The 17,186-nt window shown below is 50.7% G+C and carries 14 protein-coding genes; 5 read left to right on the forward strand and 9 right to left on the reverse strand.

Annotated elements, in window-relative coordinates; genetic code table 11:
• Positions 1-231 precede the first annotated feature (231 nt).
• The 4 genes from NTZ04_07315 to NTZ04_07330 all read right to left on the reverse strand — a co-directional run bounded on the left by NTZ04_07315 (position 232) and on the right by NTZ04_07330 (position 3,667).
• On the reverse strand, positions 232-987 hold the full coding sequence (locus NTZ04_07315; protein ID MCX5992113.1) for an alpha/beta hydrolase: 756 nt from the start codon (positions 985-987) through the stop codon (positions 232-234).
• A 41-nt stretch (positions 988-1,028) separates the two neighbouring features.
• Positions 1,029-1,874 carry a polyamine aminopropyltransferase gene (gene speE / locus NTZ04_07320; protein ID MCX5992114.1) on the reverse strand — a complete coding sequence of 282 codons (846 nt, stop codon included), beginning with the start codon at positions 1,872-1,874 and terminating at the stop codon, positions 1,029-1,031.
• A gap of 9 nt (positions 1,875-1,883) precedes the next feature.
• Positions 1,884-3,002, reverse strand: coding sequence for a type III PLP-dependent enzyme (locus NTZ04_07325; GenBank protein ID MCX5992115.1), 1,119 nt, complete (start codon positions 3,000-3,002; stop codon positions 1,884-1,886).
• A gap of 269 nt (positions 3,003-3,271) precedes the next feature.
• Positions 3,272-3,667, reverse strand: coding sequence for a DUF503 domain-containing protein (locus NTZ04_07330; GenBank protein MCX5992116.1), 396 nt, complete (start codon positions 3,665-3,667; stop codon positions 3,272-3,274).
• Here NTZ04_07330 and ftsH point away from each other — a divergent pair.
• Entirely contained in the window at positions 3,661-5,583 is a 1,923-nt protein-coding gene (gene ftsH / locus NTZ04_07335) for an ATP-dependent zinc metalloprotease FtsH (protein ID MCX5992117.1), read from the forward strand. The two genes, NTZ04_07330 and ftsH, sit on opposite strands and share 7 nt — an antisense overlap.
• 15 nt (positions 5,584-5,598) lie before the next feature.
• Complete coding sequence (locus NTZ04_07340; protein ID MCX5992118.1) at positions 5,599-5,991, forward strand: molybdenum cofactor biosynthesis protein MoaE; 393 nt, start codon at positions 5,599-5,601, stop codon at positions 5,989-5,991.
• A gap of 20 nt (positions 5,992-6,011) precedes the next feature.
• Here the strand turns inward: NTZ04_07340 and NTZ04_07345 are convergent, their stop codons facing one another.
• From NTZ04_07345 to rsmI, 5 genes are all read right to left on the reverse strand, one after another.
• Complete coding sequence (locus NTZ04_07345) at positions 6,012-6,965, reverse strand: polyprenyl synthetase family protein (protein ID MCX5992119.1); 954 nt, start codon at positions 6,963-6,965, stop codon at positions 6,012-6,014.
• Positions 6,962-8,671 (reverse strand): methionine--tRNA ligase, encoded by a 1,710-nt coding sequence (gene metG / locus NTZ04_07350; GenBank protein ID MCX5992120.1) that lies wholly within the window; start codon positions 8,669-8,671, stop codon positions 6,962-6,964. Before metG ends, NTZ04_07345 begins: the two co-directional genes overlap by 4 nt.
• 223 nt (positions 8,672-8,894) lie before the next feature.
• Positions 8,895-11,426, reverse strand: a complete 2,532-nt coding sequence (locus NTZ04_07355) for a fibronectin type III domain-containing protein (GenBank protein MCX5992121.1) — start codon at positions 11,424-11,426, stop codon at positions 8,895-8,897.
• Between the two features lie 370 nt (positions 11,427-11,796).
• Positions 11,797-12,507, reverse strand: a complete 711-nt coding sequence (locus NTZ04_07360) for a fibronectin type III domain-containing protein (GenBank protein ID MCX5992122.1) — start codon at positions 12,505-12,507, stop codon at positions 11,797-11,799.
• Positions 12,508-12,751: 244 nt separating this feature from the next.
• Complete coding sequence (gene rsmI, locus NTZ04_07365) at positions 12,752-13,582, reverse strand: 16S rRNA (cytidine(1402)-2'-O)-methyltransferase (GenBank protein ID MCX5992123.1); 831 nt, start codon at positions 13,580-13,582, stop codon at positions 12,752-12,754.
• Between the two features lie 156 nt (positions 13,583-13,738).
• On the opposite strand from rsmI, the gene NTZ04_07370 reads away from it, so the two are divergent.
• The 3 genes from NTZ04_07370 to der are packed head-to-tail and all read left to right on the forward strand — an operon-like array spanning position 13,739 to position 17,129.
• Positions 13,739-14,887 (forward strand): GuaB3 family IMP dehydrogenase-related protein, encoded by a 1,149-nt coding sequence (locus NTZ04_07370; protein MCX5992124.1) that lies wholly within the window; start codon positions 13,739-13,741, stop codon positions 14,885-14,887.
• Positions 14,857-15,783, forward strand: coding sequence for an ornithine carbamoyltransferase (gene argF, locus NTZ04_07375; protein MCX5992125.1), 927 nt, complete (start codon positions 14,857-14,859; stop codon positions 15,781-15,783). The genes NTZ04_07370 and argF overlap by 31 nt, the downstream gene beginning before the upstream one ends.
• Positions 15,784-15,791: 8 nt before the next feature.
• Positions 15,792-17,129 carry a ribosome biogenesis GTPase Der gene (der, locus tag NTZ04_07380; protein ID MCX5992126.1) on the forward strand — a complete coding sequence of 446 codons (1,338 nt, stop codon included), beginning with the start codon at positions 15,792-15,794 and terminating at the stop codon, positions 17,127-17,129.
• Positions 17,130-17,186: the final 57 nt, after the last annotated feature.

Here is a 17,186-nt window from a genome sequence, read left to right on the forward strand (position 1 = left end):
GCCTTCCCCGGATCACCCTTGGAGGCATATGAGCTTGGGGTCTCTCAAACGCAAGGCTGCCTGGAACTATAGTTAGCAGGAACCAATATGGGACATTTCTAATGAGTCAAGAATGAGGACATTTCTAAAGAGTCTTGACACGTTAATAAGAGGGATAGTGATGCCTTTATAGTCACTGTAGTGGTCCCGGCAAGAGAATGCAGGAGAGACGGGGCCGCGATGGAAGTTAGCTCACGTTTCTAGTAGCCACTCGAGAGCAACATGCATAGCCTTATCACTCAGCCGCAGCTTGTGCCCTGCCCCTACAATTATGGCTATTAGTTTGGGTTCTTTTGCTTTTTCATAAAGGCGCCAGGCTTGACTAGCTTCGACAAGGTCGTCATTTTCGCCCTGCAATATCAATACAGGCCTGGGAGAAATCTGATCGATCCACTTAATGGGGGTAATCTCTCTGAAGTTGTTCAGCCAGTATTCCAGAGAGTGGGGGAAATTCCCATCTCTGATGAGTCCGATTTGTCGGAAGTGGTCAATAGAGAAATCGCTTCTCTGAGGACTGATAAGTCTTCTGAATTCAGCAGGGCAAGCACAGAGGACTGTCCTGGCTACTCTGTGATCATGGGCTGCCACATAGGCTGAGGCTGCTGCCCCACCGCTGAAGCCCATGAGGCAAAGGCGGGATCTGTCCACCTTGGAATGAGAGTACAGGAAGTCGAGGACGGTCTCGAGGTCTCTCCCCCAGCCCATCATGTCGAAGTTTCCTCCACTTGTTCCGGTCCCTCTGAAGTTGAATATGGCAGTGATGAAGCCACTAGCGCAGAACTGCTCTGCCAGATGAGGATAGCCCCTATCGGCAGGATCTGCTGGTTTGCCAGAGGGTATACCGTGACAGATGCAGAGAGCGGGGGAGGGGCCTCCTTCTTCGGGAAGATGCAATTCCCCCACAATGCTGATTCCATCGACTGTGAGGGAGAATGGCTCTATTCCCATAGCTTTAGCTATACGCTCCCAGGCGAAGGGAGCCTCTCCTGCTATTTGCCCGTGATACCGTTGTTCATCAGGTGTTGATAGAGGCTGCGGGGCAAGAAGGCATGTCGATGGACATCCTCTGCATAGTACTTGGTGGGTACCCGGTGTTTCCTGAGTACTTCTCTCGGGTTGTGTGCCTTTGAGGCAATGGAGAAAGTCCACCAATTGCCGGAATAGGTGGCAATTGGGACTGTATAGAGGTCTACCAGATTGAACACTTTGCCCAATCTGAGCTGGACTTCACGGACAAAGTCCTGGTGGAAGTGGAGCGATTCGGTCTGGGCCACAAACAAGCCATCCGCCTTTAAGGCAGAAAAGGCGTGGGTGAAGCATTGAATGGTGAAGAGGGATGCGGAGTGCCCGACAGGGTCTGTCGAGTCAACGATAATCAGATCGAACTTCTCCTCTGTTCGGGCAAGGAAATCGCTCCCCTCTGTCTCTAGAATCTGCGTTCTTGGATCAGCGAAGCCAGTTGACAGAGTAGGCAAAAATTCTCTGGAGGCTTCTATGACCTCCAGGTCTAATTCCACGAGGAGAACATTCTGTATCATCTTGTGCTTCAGTACTTCACGCAGGGTGCCGCCGTCCCCACCCCCGATAATCAGAACGTCAGTTGGGTGAGGGTGGGCATGTAATGCTACGTGAGCTAGCATTTCATGATAGAAGTGCTCATCACGTTCGGTAAGTTGGACGACACCATTAAGGGCCAGCACCTTGCCGAAATAGGAGTTTCTGAAGATGAGCAGGTCCTGATGCTTCGTCTTGCGCCAGCAAAGCGTCTCCTCCACCTCGTAGCTATACTTGATAGGTGCAAAGGGGTCATTCTCATGGAAGGATACTTTGGCCATTCTCAACCTCTATTCTGTATAGCGGATCGTGGGGATACGGAAGCCGTCAAACTGGGATGCATAAGCTGTGGTATAAGCACCGGCTGACATGATGTATATTCTATCCCCCACCTCTAGTTCCGGGAGTCTCATTTCAGTCGAAATAACGTCAAAGCTGTCACAGGATGGCCCGGACAATGTCAGATTGGTCTTTCGGCCTGCTCTTTTTGTCAAGATACGGTACTTAATGCCACCCACAGCCTCCATAAGACCGTTGAATACGCCAATATCTATATAGAGCCATGTTTTTGAAGCACGAACAGCCTTAGCTATAACTGTAGCTGCCAGGATGCCAGCCTCTCCTACAAGAGCCCTTCCTGGTGCTATTTCCAGGACCATGTTTTTGGGGAAGGATTTGGCCAGCGACTCCTGGATCACCTGAGCTATTTCTTCTATTGAAGGTACGGGCTTGGTATATTCAATCGGGAAGCCACCCCCGATGTTCAACAGATGCAACTCTATGCCCTTGTTTGCGGCTGATTCCCAAACAACTCTGCTCTTGTCAATAGCCTTTGCCCAAGTAGTGGCCCTGGTGCATTGTGAACCAACGTGGAAGGTAATGCCATAGGGTTTGAGCCCGTTCTTCTTGGCTTGTACCAGTAGTTGGGCGGCTTCTTCAGCTTCCACTCCAAATTTCTGGCTCAAAGGCCATTCGCTTCCATCATTGGGTACGGCAAGGCGCACGCTAACTCTGCTGCCGGGTGCATATCTTGATAGCTTTTCAATCTCTGGATATGAATCGAAGGCGAACTGCTTTATTCCCCTGGTATATGCTTGTTCGATAAAAGCCGATTCTTTGACCGGGTTGCCCAATATTATTCTCCGAGACGGGACTTTCAACTGCAGCAACAATTCAAGCTCACCCTGGGATGAAATCTCGAAGTCACAACCAAGCTCTTGAAGGAGCTTCACAACGCCCGGATGCGGGTTAGCTTTTAGTGCATAGTAAATCTTGGCGTTATTGAATTGGCTATGGAATTCCTGATATTTCCCCCTAATCAGTTTTTTGTCTATCACTAGAGTTGGTGTTCCATCGGCTTCCAGAATAGGATCAATAGTTTCGCGCAGATACAGATTTCTACCAGGCAATTTGGCATCCTCCTTTGTTATCTTGGCCGTTGTAGAGAGCCCATGATAGCGTTTCGTCTGCGTGACTGCAACAATATATCAACTGCCGCTCAATACTCCGATGCTGGATGCAGGGGTTTATCTAATCCCTGGCAGGTTGCTTCTCGAGATGGCAGGTGTTCAATGTGGATGATCTGGTTCTGGTAGTTGGGCAGATTCTTGATATGCTCGGTAGAGGTAACAGTCATCTTTGGTGTTGAGGTCTGGTTGGAGTATTCCGGCAGTTTCGGTCAGGGGAAGGGAATAATCTCAATCTCGTAATCCAGTATCTCCATATCAAGCCTGCTCTGGCTGATAAAATCAACCACCTTTGACAGCACCTTGTTGTTCTGCTGGGCATCGTTGCTAACGCAGGCTATTCCCAGTGTAGCCAGTTGCCATGTGTCTTGGTCGTCAACCTCAGCTATGGCCACATTATAGCTATTTCTCACGCGGCTGATGACAGACTTCAATACCTTTCGCTTGTCTTTGAGAGACTGGTTCTCAGGCAAGCGAATTTTTATCCTGCACACGCCCAAGTTCATGGAGAATAATTCCTGACGCTGAAGCAATTGTACAATAGCCGAATCGGGGAGTGCAATTGTATCCGGCCGGCTTCTTTGGAGTCGCATCTGCTTTGATGCCATTTTGTGTTATAATGGCTCATGCTGGACAAGCGGAGTATGAGATGAAAATCGGACGACAACAAGCGCTAGCTTACCTGCTCATTATGGCGATCATAGTGGTGCTGGTGATTGCATTCCTCATCCCCAGGGGCGAGAAGGTGATTGCATTCCTCATCCCCAGGGGCGAGAAGGTACCAGAGGGCAGCTTTGACGATGCAGTTGCACTGGTTAAGGATACTGAAACCAGTGGAGGCAAAGCCACCATTGTACAGAATGGTAATTCCATTACAGTTGTGGTGGATGAGAAGGATCGGTTAAAGACAGTTTTCTATGGAACCACTCTTGACCTGCGGCAGTATCTTGAGGGCGCAGGAGTAGATCTGGGTGCTGTGAACCTGGAACCTAAGCAGGATTCTGGCTTCGACTGGGGTGGATTGCTCTTCACACTTATACCGGTGTTTCTGCTTGTTGGCTTGTTTTGGTATCTGTTGCGGGGTGCTCGTGGGGGTAATAGCCAGGCCTTCAACTTTAGCCGCAGCCGTGCCCGACTGTTTAGTGCCGCGAAAACCACGGTTACCTTTGCTGATGTGGCTGGGGTGGATGAGGCAAAACAAGAGTTGCAGGAGATAGTAGAATTCCTTAAGTCCCCAGAGAAGTTTATTGCCTTGGGAGCGCGCATACCTCGGGGGGTATTGTTGATAGGTGCCCCCGGTACAGGTAAGACTTTGCTGGCACGGGCCGTTGCTGGAGAGGCGGGGGTACCCTTCTTCTCGATTAGCGGCAGTGAATTTGTGGAAATGTTTGTTGGTGTCGGTGCTTCCAGGGTGAGAGACCTTTTCGACCAGGCTAAGAGAAATGCTCCCTGTATCGTTTTTGTTGATGAAATCGATGCTGTAGGTCGTCAGCGTGGGGCTGGGTTGGGGGGCGGACACGATGAAAGAGAGCAAACCCTCAATCAAATTCTTGTCGAGATGGATGGCTTTGATACGTCTACCAATATCATTGTACTCGCTGCTACTAACCGGCCCGATATACTGGACCCTGCCCTGCTTCGCCCTGGCCGCTTTGACCGACAGGTAATTCTGGATCGCCCTGACATTAATGGCAGGAAAGGGATACTACAGGTTCATGCCAAAGGCAAGCCAATAGAAGATTCGATGAGCCTGGAAACGATCGCCAAACAGACAGCGGGCTTCAGCGGTGCTGACCTGGCTAATCTGGTTAACGAAGCTGCCATTCTGGCAGCCAGACGTGGTAAGAAGGTTATTGGCCTGGTTGAATTTGAGGAGTCTATTGATCGTGTCATTGCGGGACCTGAGAGGAAGAGCCGGATAATAAGTCCAAAGGAGAAGGAGATGACCGCATGTCATGAGGCAGGACATGCACTGGTGGCGAAGAAGCTTCCCAATGCCGACCCGGTACACAAGATTTCCATTGTTGCCCGTGGCATGATGGCTGGTTACACCAGGCTTTTGCCTACCGAGGATCGTTATATACAGACGCGGTCCCAGCTTATGGACCAGTTGTCTGTGTTACTCGCTGGTCATGTTGCTGAGGAGATAGTATTCGATGAGAAGACCACTGGGCCCCGCGACGATATTGAGAGGGTCACCAAGCTCGCCCGCGCGATGGTGACTGAATATGGCATGAGCGATAAGCTGGAGTTGCGAACCTTCGGGCATAAGGAGGAGTTAGTCTTCCTGGGCAAAGAGATTTCAGAGCAGAGGAACTATAGTGAGAGGTATTCACTAGAGATTGACAGAGAAGTTCGTGCCATCATCGAAAAGGCTTATGACGTGACCAGGAACATTCTGACAGAGAACAAAGCGAAGTTGATGCAGATAGCTCAGAGGTTGATTACTCAAGAGACTATCGAAGGTGAAACCCTGGAGAAGCTGTTCAACGAACCTGTCCCAGCGGCTTCTGCACAGGCGTAGCTGGAGCGAAGCCTGTTGATCGAGATAACTCAGAATCCCATCCTCCCCGAAGCGGCCATAAATGGCGTCCGTAAGAATGCCTATGGTGCAGTCATTGCTTATGTGGGCACAGTGCGAGACATGTCTCATGGCAAAAAGGTTCTCTGCTTGGAACATCAGGACTCCTTGAAGGAACTAGCACGAAAGGAATTGGAGCGGATAGCCGGGGAGATTCAGGTCAAGTGGAAACTGGATGATGTAGTCATATTTCACAGAATTGGCAAGTTGAGGGTCGGAGAGATTCTGCTGGTTGTTGCCATAGGCGCCCCTCATCGGCAAGAGGCTTTTGAGGCTTGCCAGTATGCTGTTGATCAATTTAAGCAGGTGGCACCAAGGTGGACGACCGAGGCTACAGCAGAAGGCAGATAGGTCAGCAGTCCACGCTTTAATCAACTCTTGCGTTCTGTTACGTAGCCTGCCAGGTCAGTCAGAGAGTCATAGACAGTATTTCGAGGCAATCGCTCCAGGGCGGAGCATGCCCGAGAGGCGAAATCCTGGGCGATTCTGTAGCCTTCATCAAGGACAGAGGAGTTATGGACCATCTCCATAAGTTGCTTTGTGCCCCTCCGGCTATCTTTCTCAAATGCCTCCCTTACCTCATCGCTTTCAGGACGCTCAAAGAGAAGTATCACGGGTAGGGTGAAAATACCTTTGGACAGGTCACTGGCTACGGGCTTTCCCAATGTTTCCTTCTGCCCCACAAAATCGAGGATGTCGTCTACAATCTGAAAACTCATTCCGAGGTTGTAGCCGTAGCTCTTGAGAGATTGCACTACGTCCTCAGGGGCTTTGCTTAACACTGCACCTGATTCAGTAGCAGCGGCGAAGAGGGAAGCTGTCTTATCGCCAATTGTCTGAAAATAACGCTCCCTGCTTTTGTTGAAGATGCTGACGGACTCTTCAATCTCGCCAGTGCATATGGTCATCAGGGTCTGCGCAAAGAGTTTTATCACCCGGATATTCCTTGTTTCTGCCACCATTCCGGCAGAGGTGGCAAACAGGTAGTCCCCCAAAAGGACTGCATTGGAATTGCCCCAGCGGTGTTTTATGCTTGCTTTACCGCGGCGAAGTTGGGAATCATCTATAGTATCGTCATGGACCAGGGTGGCAGTGTGCAACAGTTCTACCCCTGTTGCCATAGGAAGCAGCAAATCGAGATTATACTTGTATAATTTCCCTGTCAGTAAAGTCAGGGCTGGGCGAATTCGCTTGCCTCCGTCCTTCAGGGCGTGCTTCAATTGGTCTATCATCTCCAGAGGGGCAGTTCTGGCTACTTCATCCAGTCTATCCTCTACCTGAGTCATCTCTGGTTGAACAGGCTTGAAGATCGAACCTATACTCAATGGTCTCCTTTCTCTATGACCTGTGAGGCTACCTCTTGGTTGCTTGCAAGTCCCAATCTACTGTCTTCCTCAGCTATTATTTGCTCGTCCAGCTTGGCAAACAATGGTTCGGGGGTAGCCAGTTTCTGCCCTGGCGGTATGGCGTGGAACCCCCATTTTTCTTCTTTGGGCGTGCCTTTGAATCCCAGCATGTGGTGCAATCTCTGAGAACTGAAAGGCAAAAAGGGATAGAGGACGGTCTTCAGGCAGGAGATGATCGAAATGGAAACAAAGAGAGCGGTGGCGCAAGCCTCTCTATCCTCCTTAACTGTTTTCCAGGGGGATTTCTCATCTAGATACCGGTTCGTCTCTTGGGCCAGAGACATGGCTGCCTTTATCCCATCCCTGAAATGACATTGAGAAAGAGAAATATCCATAGAACTGACTGTGTCCTCAGCCTTTTGGAGAAGTGCCTTACTTACACTGTCAAGTTCGCCGGGAGCAGGCACACAGCCATCGAAGTGGCGATACGTGAAGGTGAGGACGCGATGTACGAGGTTCCCATAAGTGGCCACCAGTTCATTGTTGTTTCGGCGAACGAATTCCCGCCAGGAGAAATCAGCATCAGATGTTTCGGGCATGTTAATTGACATGAGATAGCGCAATGGATCGGGATCATAGCGTTCCAGATAATCTGGCAGCCAGACTGCCCAATTGCGACTTGTAGAGAGCTTTTTACCTTCAATAGTCAGGAACTCGTTTGCAGGAATGTCATAGGGAAGGTTGAGCCCCCCATAACCCATCAACATCGCCGGCCAGATCATAGTATGAAAAGGGATGTTATCCTTGCCAATAAAGTAGTAACTTTTGGTCTCCTGTTGCCAGAAAGCTGACCATCCATCTTCTTTCCCATGAAGTTTTGACCACTCCTTGCTCGCAGATAGATAACCAATTACGGCCTCGAACCAAACATAGATTCGCTTCTTTTCAAAACCAGGCTGAGGTATGGTTATGCCCCATTCAATATCTCTGGTAATAGCCCTGTCCTTTAATCCTTCTTCAAGATAGCGGAGGGTGAAATGGAGTACATTCTGCCTCCAGTGGCTTTGCTGCTTCACCCAGTTATACAGCTCATCTCTGAAGGCACTCAAACGGAAGAAAAAATGTTCCGAGTCTCTGGATTGCGGTGTGCTACCGCACAGCCGGCAATGAGGCTCTTTCAACTCAAGAGGGTTAAGCGGTTTACCGCACTTGTCACACTGGTCTCCCCTGGCCTCCTTGAAGCTACAGAAGGGGCATTCACCCTCTACGTAGCGATCAGGGAGGTAGCGCTGACAGCGGGGACAATAGGGTAAGAGCGTGCTACTCTTATAGATATACCCCTTGTCAATCAGCTTGAGAAAGAAATCGTGGACAACCTGCTCATGGTTGGAAGTGCCGGTAGTTGTGAACAGGTCGAAGTCAATTCCCAACTTTTTCCAGGAATCAAGGAATCCCTGGTGATATTTGGTAGCTATTTCTTGGGGAGTCTTGCCCTCTTGTTCGGCGCTGATAGTTATCGGGGTACCGTGCTGGTCGCTGCCGGAGACCATCAGCACCTCATTACCTTTGGCGTGGTGGTAGCGGGCAAAGATGTCCGCCGGCAGGTAGGCACCGGCTACGTGCCCCAGGTGCAATGGACCATTAGCATAAGGCCAGGCTACGCCGATAAAGATTCTCTGCATCAGGGTTTGACCGTTGCTGATATTCTATCATTATTCTGCTGGAAACGGTATGGCAGAGAAGCGTGGATGGGGAGCGAAACCAGTCCAGTTATCATCTGGAAAACAGAGAGCATATTGGGACAGCCTGAAGTTCTACAAGGTGATGGTGGGATGCCTGCTTGCATGACAAAGAAGAAGGGTGGACATCTCTTGCCCACCCTATTGGTACTTTTCCTTTACCGTTGCGTTAGACCTTCTGTATAAGCCTCCTTCGCACGATGTAGGCCACTATTCCTGCTCCCAGCGCTGCCCCAATGCCGATGACAATCCAAATCCAAGCCGCAAGGCCTTCGCTGGGGCTCTTTGCCAGCACTGCCCATGTGCTGAAGTGGTTGGTGGTGGCACTTAGGGTCTTGTCGCTGGTGTTGACAGTGGTATCAAGGGGCTTCCATTCCCCCGCAGTCTCGTCGTAGTAGGCGAGCACCAGATTATTGGGGTCTCCACCAGCCGCAGCCACGTCTTCAACGGAATACTTCACGGTGATGGTTATAGGCTGAGATAGTGTGACAACAGGATTGCCGCTGGCATCGGTGATTTCTATGACGAAGTAGGTGTTGCCTGCTTTGAAGCCCTGCGATGTGCTCGTGTCTGAAGGAGGCTCTATATCCTTTATGGTCACAGTGAGTTCACCGGCTGCGGCATTGGCAGGGAATTCGGCAGTGATCTTACCGTCCGCCGTTTGCACTGTGCCACCAGCCGGAGGAATATCCTCCACAGCCACACCTTCAGCCGCAACTGTGATGCCATCGCTTATCCCTGTTTCGCTCCACAGGCCAGCCCCGTCCTTTGCCTTCACACAGATGAAGTACTTCGTGCCTGCGGCCAGATTCAGCCCTGTATGAGTCACTCCACCGGTAGTTCCCGTGGATGTCCAGCTAACCACATCGGTTCCCCCAGCCGAGGTGCCGATGGCGTATTGGTACTCGGCTATACCGGATTCATTGTCGGAGGAACTCCAGGTGGCATGAAGCTGGGTGTTATTGCTGGTGGTGGCCCCATCATCGGTTACCACTGGAGTCGAGGGGGCAGTGCCGTCAGAGACGGTTATGCCATTGCTATTCCCTACGCTGCTCCATGTGCCAGCCCCGTTCTTGGCCTTGACCGCAAAGTAGTAGGTGCTCCCCCAGTTGAGGCTGAGGCCTGTCTTGGTCACCTGGGTGTTTGTGCCCACCGAGGTCCAGCTAACCACATCTGTTCCTCCGGCCGAGGTGCCGATGGCGTATTGGTACTCGGCTATACCGGATTCATTGTCGGAGGAACTCCAGGTGGCATGAAGCTGCGTGTTGCTACTTGTGTAGTCCCCAGCATCAGTGACCACTGGGGTTGTTGGTGGTGTATTATCACACACTATGCCATCACTAGCGCCTACCTCACTCCACAGGCCTGCCCCATTCTTCGCCTTCACAGAGACGTAGTACTTTGTCCCTGTACCGAGGCTCAGGCCTGTTTTAGTGATTTCGGTGGCTGTCCCTGTTGAGGTCCAGCTAACCACATCTGTTCCTCCGGCCGAGGTGCCGATGGCATACTGATACTCAGCAATGCCTGATTCAGCATCAGAGGAGGTCCAGCTGGCATGAAGCTGGGTGTTATTGCTAGTGGTGGCCCCATCATCGGTTACCACTGGAGTCAATGGTGGGGTCATGTCACTTTCGCTTGACACCTTCACTAGCCAGGCATCGCCCTGAATATCGCCGCAGGAGTCTGTGATTCCTGCTACAATGTAACCGCCATCACTCGTCTGTTGCACGCAACCAGGGCCATCACTTTCCGGGCCACCCAGAGTCTTGCTCCATGACTCATTCCCCTCGGGGTCGGTCTTTATTAGCCAGACGTCGGCATCGCCGGCTCCATACGAGCAGGTGTAGCCCACCATGATATAGCCACCATCACCAGTCTGTTGCACAGAACTCAGGTTATCCCAGTTTGCACCACCGAAGGCCCTCGTCCAGGACTCGTTTCCCTCGGCGTCGGTCTTGATCAACCAGGCGTCTGACGCCCAACCCGCTATGATGTAGCCTCCATCGGTTGTCTGCTGCACAGAATACCCCTCTTCCCTGAAATGGCTGCCGAAGGTCCTAGTCCAGGACTCGTTTCCCTCGGCGTCGGTCTTGATCAAGAGTGCGTCTCTCTGCCCATCGATAGCAGACAGTGCCCAACCCGCCATGACATAGCCTCCATCGGTTGTCTGCTGCACAGAATACGCATCGGCATCCAGAAAAGGACCGCCGCCACTGTAAGGGCAACCAAAGGTCCTGTCCCATGACATATTGCCGTCTGGGTCGGTCTTTATTAACCACGCTCCTGTTACCATTTCATCATCAAAGGACCATGTCTTTCCTGCTATGATGTAGCCCCCATCGGCTGTCTGCTGCACTGACCGGCCAATATCTTCCCCTCCACCGCCGAAGCCCCTATTCCAGGACTCGTTTCCGTCAGCGTCGGCCTTTATCAGCCACACGTCAGCGTCGGCATCGACATAGGCGTATGTCTCTCCCACCATGATGTATCCACCATCGGACGTCTGGCAAACAGAATACGCGGCGTCCGGGCCAGACCGGCTGAAGATATTGCTCCATTCCACGACTGGTATGGGATCGGCTGCGGCCGCACCAGGAGCGCTTGTCAATCCAAGCACAGTCACAAGAGCCAGCGAGTTGACAAGGACAAGGACAATGGAAATTAGTCGATAGAATAGGTCAGCCCGCAGTCTCCCAGTCATCTTGCCCCCTTATGAGGAACCTTGTCGTGATCTGTGCTTGTCGAGGAACGCAGACGTGGACTTCGAGTGGGATAATACACCAGTCAATAGAGGCTGTCAACCTCAGCTTGGATGCGGAGGGGGCAGTCTAGCCGACAGATTGGCTTGTCATAACCGTCATTATCAATGTTTATGATTAAGGGGGCTGTGATAGGCCCCCTTCTCTTTAGTCGAGACAGCCCGAAGCTCTACAAGGTGATGGTGGGGTGAGAGAGCGATGCTGGAAACAAGAAGGGGCACATACTCTATCATCCGGTTATGTGCATGGACAAAGCCACAATGCCTACTGTATGGATCTGTCCTGTCGTAGAAACCGTACGTCCATCGAAGCCTATAAGGATTCCCAATTCCCTGAACAAACTGCGGCTCCTATGCGGCTTTCCAGGGTGCCGGATGCATGTTTACCGCTTCCGTCAAACTCACCCTCAATGATGAAGGTCCAAGATTCGGTTGAGTACCGCTCTGCCGTTGGAGTAACCTCCAACATGAAGTGACCGCTATCAATGGGCCATGGTGTCACAAGTGTCATCTCGTACGACACCCAAATTAGGTGCTTGCCCTCGCAACTAAATGAGTCGAAGGGTTCAAGCCGAACAGACGTTATTCCCGTGCCATCTTCGTTCACGTTGAATTCGATCTTGCCAAACTCCGCCAAGGCCGTCCACTTGCCGGGTGTCGGTGTGGCTCTGGTCGTCACAAAGGTCTGGTCATCAGAGGCTGCTTCATTACCGGAGGAATCCTTGCAGCGTACTCTGAAATGGTAGATGGTTCCAGGATCCAGATCTTCCAGAGTTATGCTCTGGTCTCTCGCTAGTGCATCGGTGACTTGGCTCCACAATCCATAGCCAGTGCTTGTTCCATATTGCACTTGACTCGTCGCTGCCTCATTTGTTTCCCATGTGATCACGACAGAGGTCTCCGTTATGTCTGACGCGCGGATGTCAGAAATGGTCGGTGGACTCATGTCTCTGGCACAGCTTATTGAACCCAGAAGCAAGGCAAAGGGAAGCAGCAAGACACCAATGGCACGTATCCACTTCATTGTGCCCCCCTTATGAGTAGTCTTGCCCTTACCCCGCTCGGGCACTAGCTACGCAAAAACATGACCGAGTGGCATATCGTGTGGGAAAACTAATGGGACAATATCACGAAGATTATGGCAAAGTCAAATTGGCTATGCTACCTCACTGGTTGTAGTAGAATCAGCCAACCTCAGCTTTGATACAAAGGGTGCTTAGTGGAGGCTCGGAGACTGTGGTAGCGAAGTAATTAGTACCGATAATCTATCACAATCCGCCATTGCTCTTAAGCTTTAGCCAGGCCTGATAAAGCTCTCTCCTTGTAAGACCTGTAGTGAGTGATAATCGTTTTACTGCTTCCCTGGCGGTGATGCCTTGATTCTGCAATTGGCAGAGTTCCTGTTCTATATCTGAAGTTAGCACCGGCTTTTCTGCTTCCTTCTCTCCTTCAATAACCAGGGTAAATTCTCCTCTGGGTTGCTGAAAGTGATCCACTGCCTTGCTTATTGACCCTCGAAAGACTTCTTCGTGAATCTTGGTCAACTCTCGTACAATGGCTATCCTTCTGTTTCCCAGCACCTGAGCCATGTCGTTCAATGAGCTTAACAGACGATTGGGAGATTCAAAGGCTACTATAGTCCGATGCTCATGGGCAATGGATTGCAGTAGCCGAATTCTTTCTGCATTCTTTCTGGGGAGGAAGCCCAGGTAGGTGAATTGGTTAGCGGGCAATGCAGAAACCACAAGAGCAGTAACTACTGCTGAAGCACCGGGGATGGGTGTTACCTGGATACCTCGCTGGGTAGCGGCTACAATGAGCTCATATCCAGGGTCACTCAAACCAGGCATCCCTGCCTCTGAAACGAGGGCTAAATCTTTAACTTGAAGGCAGTCTAGCAGATAGCTGAGCTTGGCCCTTTTATTATGTTCGTGGTAGCTTGTTAAGCGAGTTTTAATTCCATAGGCATTGAGTAGATGCCTCGTTTTTCGAGTATCCTCGGCAGCGATAAGTCCCACTTCATTGAGTATACGGATAGCGCGAAGCGTGATGTCTTCCAGATTACCAATAGGGGTAGCTACAACGTAGAGCGTGGGCATGTCTCTCTATTCCTCGCAAGGATTCAGTATAGTGGTTTCTCCTTGAGAAGTCTCTTTCTGAATGTTTGGAATGTCTTATGTTCATATGAATTGACTTTCAAAATCACCTTTGATATAGTTTGGGGCAAATTCCCATTGGCTTAAGGATAGGTAAGGATGTCTGTTCGTATATATAAGGAGATGAGGCGCTGTTACGGCTTTGAGGAAGTGGCCATAGTACCTGGTGACGTGACGGTCAATCCCGAACAGACGTGTGTCGATTTCCAGTTAGGCGGCCTGAACCTCCCTATTCCCATAGTGGCGGCAGCTATGGATGCTGTTGTCGACCCGGCTTTTGCTGTGTTGTTCAGCAAGCTTGGCGGTCTAGCAGTGCTTAACCTCGAAGGAGTGCAGGCCCGTTACGATAACCCAGAGGATGTTCTGGCGGAAATTGTTCAAGCCCCCGCTAGTCAAGTTGCACCTCTGTTGCAGAAGGTCTACTCGCAGCCAATAAAGGAGAAGCTCATTGGTGAGCGTATCAGATCAATCAAGCAAAAGGGAGGAGTCTGTGCTGCTTCAATTACGCCGGCAAATGCTAAGAGATTTGCCTCCCTTGTTGCTGAATCAGGTGCAGATGTACTGGTAGTTCAATCTACTGTTACTACTGCGCGACATATATCCAAGAGTCTCTGTGGACTGGCGTTTTCAGAGTTGTGCCAGTCAATACCCATTCCGGTTGTGGTGGGGAATTGTGTGAGCTACAGCGCTGCTCTAGAATTGATGAGAACAGGCATTTCCGGCCTTCTTGCTGGTGTTGGTCCAGGGGCGACCTGTACCACGAGACAAGTTCTGGGAATAGGGGTACCTCAGGTGACTGCTACCATGGATTGTGCTGCCGCTCGAGACGAGTATTTCCAGGAAAGCGGGAGGTATGTCCCCGTAATCACCGATGGCGGCATCCATGCTGGAGGCGACCTGTGCAAGGCCTTCGTGGCAGGTGCTGATGCTGTGATGCTAGGTGCCATTCTGGCTCAGGCTGAGGAGTCACCAGGCCGAGGATATCATTGGGGTATGTCCAGCCCTCACCCAGCACTGCCTCGAGGTAGACGGATCAAAGTGGAGACACATGCCCCATTGGAGCAGATCCTTTTTGGTCCCACCACCGTTAGTGATGGAACCCAAAACCTGGTTGGTGCATTGCGCACTGCCATGGGCGTTTGTGGTGCTGCCACTATTGCTCAGATGCACCAGGTTGAAATGGTGATTGCACCAGCAATAAGGACGGAAGGTAAATCTTGGCAATTTCAACAAGCCTGCTCTCAGTAGCTGATCTGAGTGCTGATGACATCTGGCACCTTATCAAGAATGCCATCAGCTTAAAACAAGGGGGAAGCCCCACGCTTCTCAAGGGAAAGGTACTTGCTCTCGTTTTTGAGAAGCCCTCTCTTCGTACCCGTGTTAGTTTTGAGGTGGGTATGTGGCAGTTGGGTGGGCATGCTGTCTATCTATCCCCTGGTGAGGTAGGCCTGGGAAAGAGGGAGAGGATTTCTGATGTAGCACGGACATTGAGCCGCTTTGTGAATGGTATAGTGGCTCGAACCTTTTCACATCAAACCGTGGAGCTCTTAGCGCAGCATTCTAGTGTGCCGGTTATAAACGGTCTTTCGGACTATGAGCACCCTTGTCAGGCGCTTGGCGATTTACTGACTATCTATGAGAAGAAAGGGGTTCTGAGAGGCTTGCATCTTGCTTTTGTTGGCGATGGTAACAATGTATCCAGGAGTCTGCTTATGGCCGCCTCTTTGGTTGGGATGGACTTCTATATTGCCTCGCCGCTAGGCTATGGGTTAGAGGATGCGATTGTTAACCATGCTCAGGGATTTGCCTCACAGAGCAACTCACATATCTTTGTGACCTCAGACCCTCGCCTTGCCGTGACAAATGCTGACATTGTCTATACTGATGTGTGGACTAGTATGGGACAGGAAGCTGAAGCAGAAGCTCGTCGCCTCGCTTTTGCTTCGTATCAGGTGGACACTGAAATCTTGTCATTGGCTAAAGAAGGCGCCCTCTTCATGCATCCCTTGCCAGCCCGCCATGGAGAAGAGGTTGCTGAAGGGCTCATTGACCACCCTCAGTCTGTGGTCTTTGACCAGGCAGAGAACCGGCTCCATATTCAAAAAGCAGTTTTGTTGAAGATGCTGGGTGGGCAGGCTGCGTAATGGATCTGATGACCAGACCTATTGTGTCTATCATAGGCAGACCCAACGTTGGTAAATCTACACTGTTCAATCGCCTTATTGGTGATAGAAGGTCTATAGTCGAAGATTTGCCAGGGACAACCGTTGACAGAATCCATACTGACATCTCTTTTGAGGGGCATGAGTTCACCCTGGTGGATTGTGGTGGGCTGGAGATTAAGCCGGGGTCTGCTATAAGGCAAAAGGTTAAGGAACAGGTAGAGACAGCGATTACTGAAGCTGATCTAGTACTTTTCCTGGTGGATGTCCAGAATGGTGTAGTGCCGGCTGACGAAGAAATAGCGGATATTTTGCGTCGGTCGCAGAAATCGGTGTTGCTGGTGGTCAACAAGGTGGACAATCCTAAGCATGAGAGTGGGATAATCCAGTTCTATGAGCTTGGTGCAGGTGAACCTATACCTGTCAGTGCTTATCATGGCAGAGGGATGAATGATCTGTTGGATAAGATAATTAGTAACTTGCCATCTCTTACCGCTACTCCTACCCCTGTGGAGCCGGAATTATTGATGAGAATCGCCATTGTCGGTAGGCCTAATGTAGGTAAATCGTTGTTGGTGAATACTCTTTTGGGTGAGGAACGAGTTATCGTTGATGAAGTCCCTGGAACAACTCGTGATGCTGTGGATACAGTCTTACTTTATGATGGTGAGAAGGTAGTCCTTATTGATACAGCAGGAATAAGGAAGCGCGGGCAGATTGAACAGGGCATAGAACGGCATAGCCTAACACGCACCTTGCGTGCTATTGACCGATCTGATGTCGTTGTGTTGCTTATTGATGCGGTTGAAGGTATTGCAGCTCAGGATCTTCATATACTGGGCCTTATTCAGAAGGCCTTCAAGGGGGCGATACTGGGAGTCAATAAATGGGATCTGATTGAGGTAAAGGATGTAGCTGCATGGGCAGAGATGGTGAAACAAAAGGCGAGGTTTATGTCATACGTAGAGATTTTGTTTCTGTCTGCCAAAACGGGATTCGGTGTGGAGGAGATTCTGCCTGCGGCAAGGAAGATTTATGAAGAGAGGCTAAAGCGTCTGGATCCTTCAATACTGGATCAAGTTGTCAGGGATGCAGAGGCGGCTCGCCAATCCCCGAAGAGTGGCCACAGGCGTCTTAAACTCCGCAAGGCTGTACAAACGGCGGTTAATCCGCCTACCTTTGTCTTTTTTGTTAATGATCCCAAACTGGTTCATTTTTCCTATCAGCGCTACTTAGAGAACAAAATACGAAAGATCTCTGGTTTCCATGGTACCCCTCTACGGCTTCTCTTCAAAGGTAGAGGTGGGGAAACCGCTCAAAACTCTTAGGCTGCCAACTTTCAACCCTTAATTCGTGATGTTGGTCAAGCTGACTCCCTGAGTGCC

This window comes from Chloroflexota bacterium, from assembly GCA_026389585.1.
Taxonomy (GTDB): Bacteria; Chloroflexota; Dehalococcoidia; order UBA2247; family RBG-13-53-26; genus JAPLHP01.

Excerpts from the sequence above, each read along its gene's own strand:
- NTZ04_07315 (MCX5992113.1), bottom strand. The coding sequence starts at position 987 with ATGGGAATAGAGCCATTCTCCCTCACAGTCGATGGAATCAGCATTGTG.
- speE (MCX5992114.1), bottom strand. The coding sequence starts at position 1,874 with ATGGCCAAAGTATCCTTCCATGAGAATGACCCCTTTGCACCTATCAAG.
- ftsH (MCX5992117.1), top strand. The coding sequence starts at position 3,661 with ATGCCATTTTGTGTTATAATGGCTCATGCTGGACAAGCGGAGTATGAG.
- NTZ04_07330 (MCX5992116.1), bottom strand. The coding sequence starts at position 3,667 with ATGGCATCAAAGCAGATGCGACTCCAAAGAAGCCGGCCGGATACAATT.
- NTZ04_07355 (MCX5992121.1), bottom strand. The coding sequence starts at position 11,426 with ATGACTGGGAGACTGCGGGCTGACCTATTCTATCGACTAATTTCCATT.
- NTZ04_07360 (MCX5992122.1), bottom strand. The coding sequence starts at position 12,507 with ATGAAGTGGATACGTGCCATTGGTGTCTTGCTGCTTCCCTTTGCCTTG.
- rsmI (MCX5992123.1), bottom strand. The coding sequence starts at position 13,582 with ATGCCCACGCTCTACGTTGTAGCTACCCCTATTGGTAATCTGGAAGAC.
- NTZ04_07370 (MCX5992124.1), top strand. The coding sequence starts at position 13,739 with ATGTCTGTTCGTATATATAAGGAGATGAGGCGCTGTTACGGCTTTGAG.
- der (MCX5992126.1), top strand. The coding sequence starts at position 15,792 with ATGACCAGACCTATTGTGTCTATCATAGGCAGACCCAACGTTGGTAAA.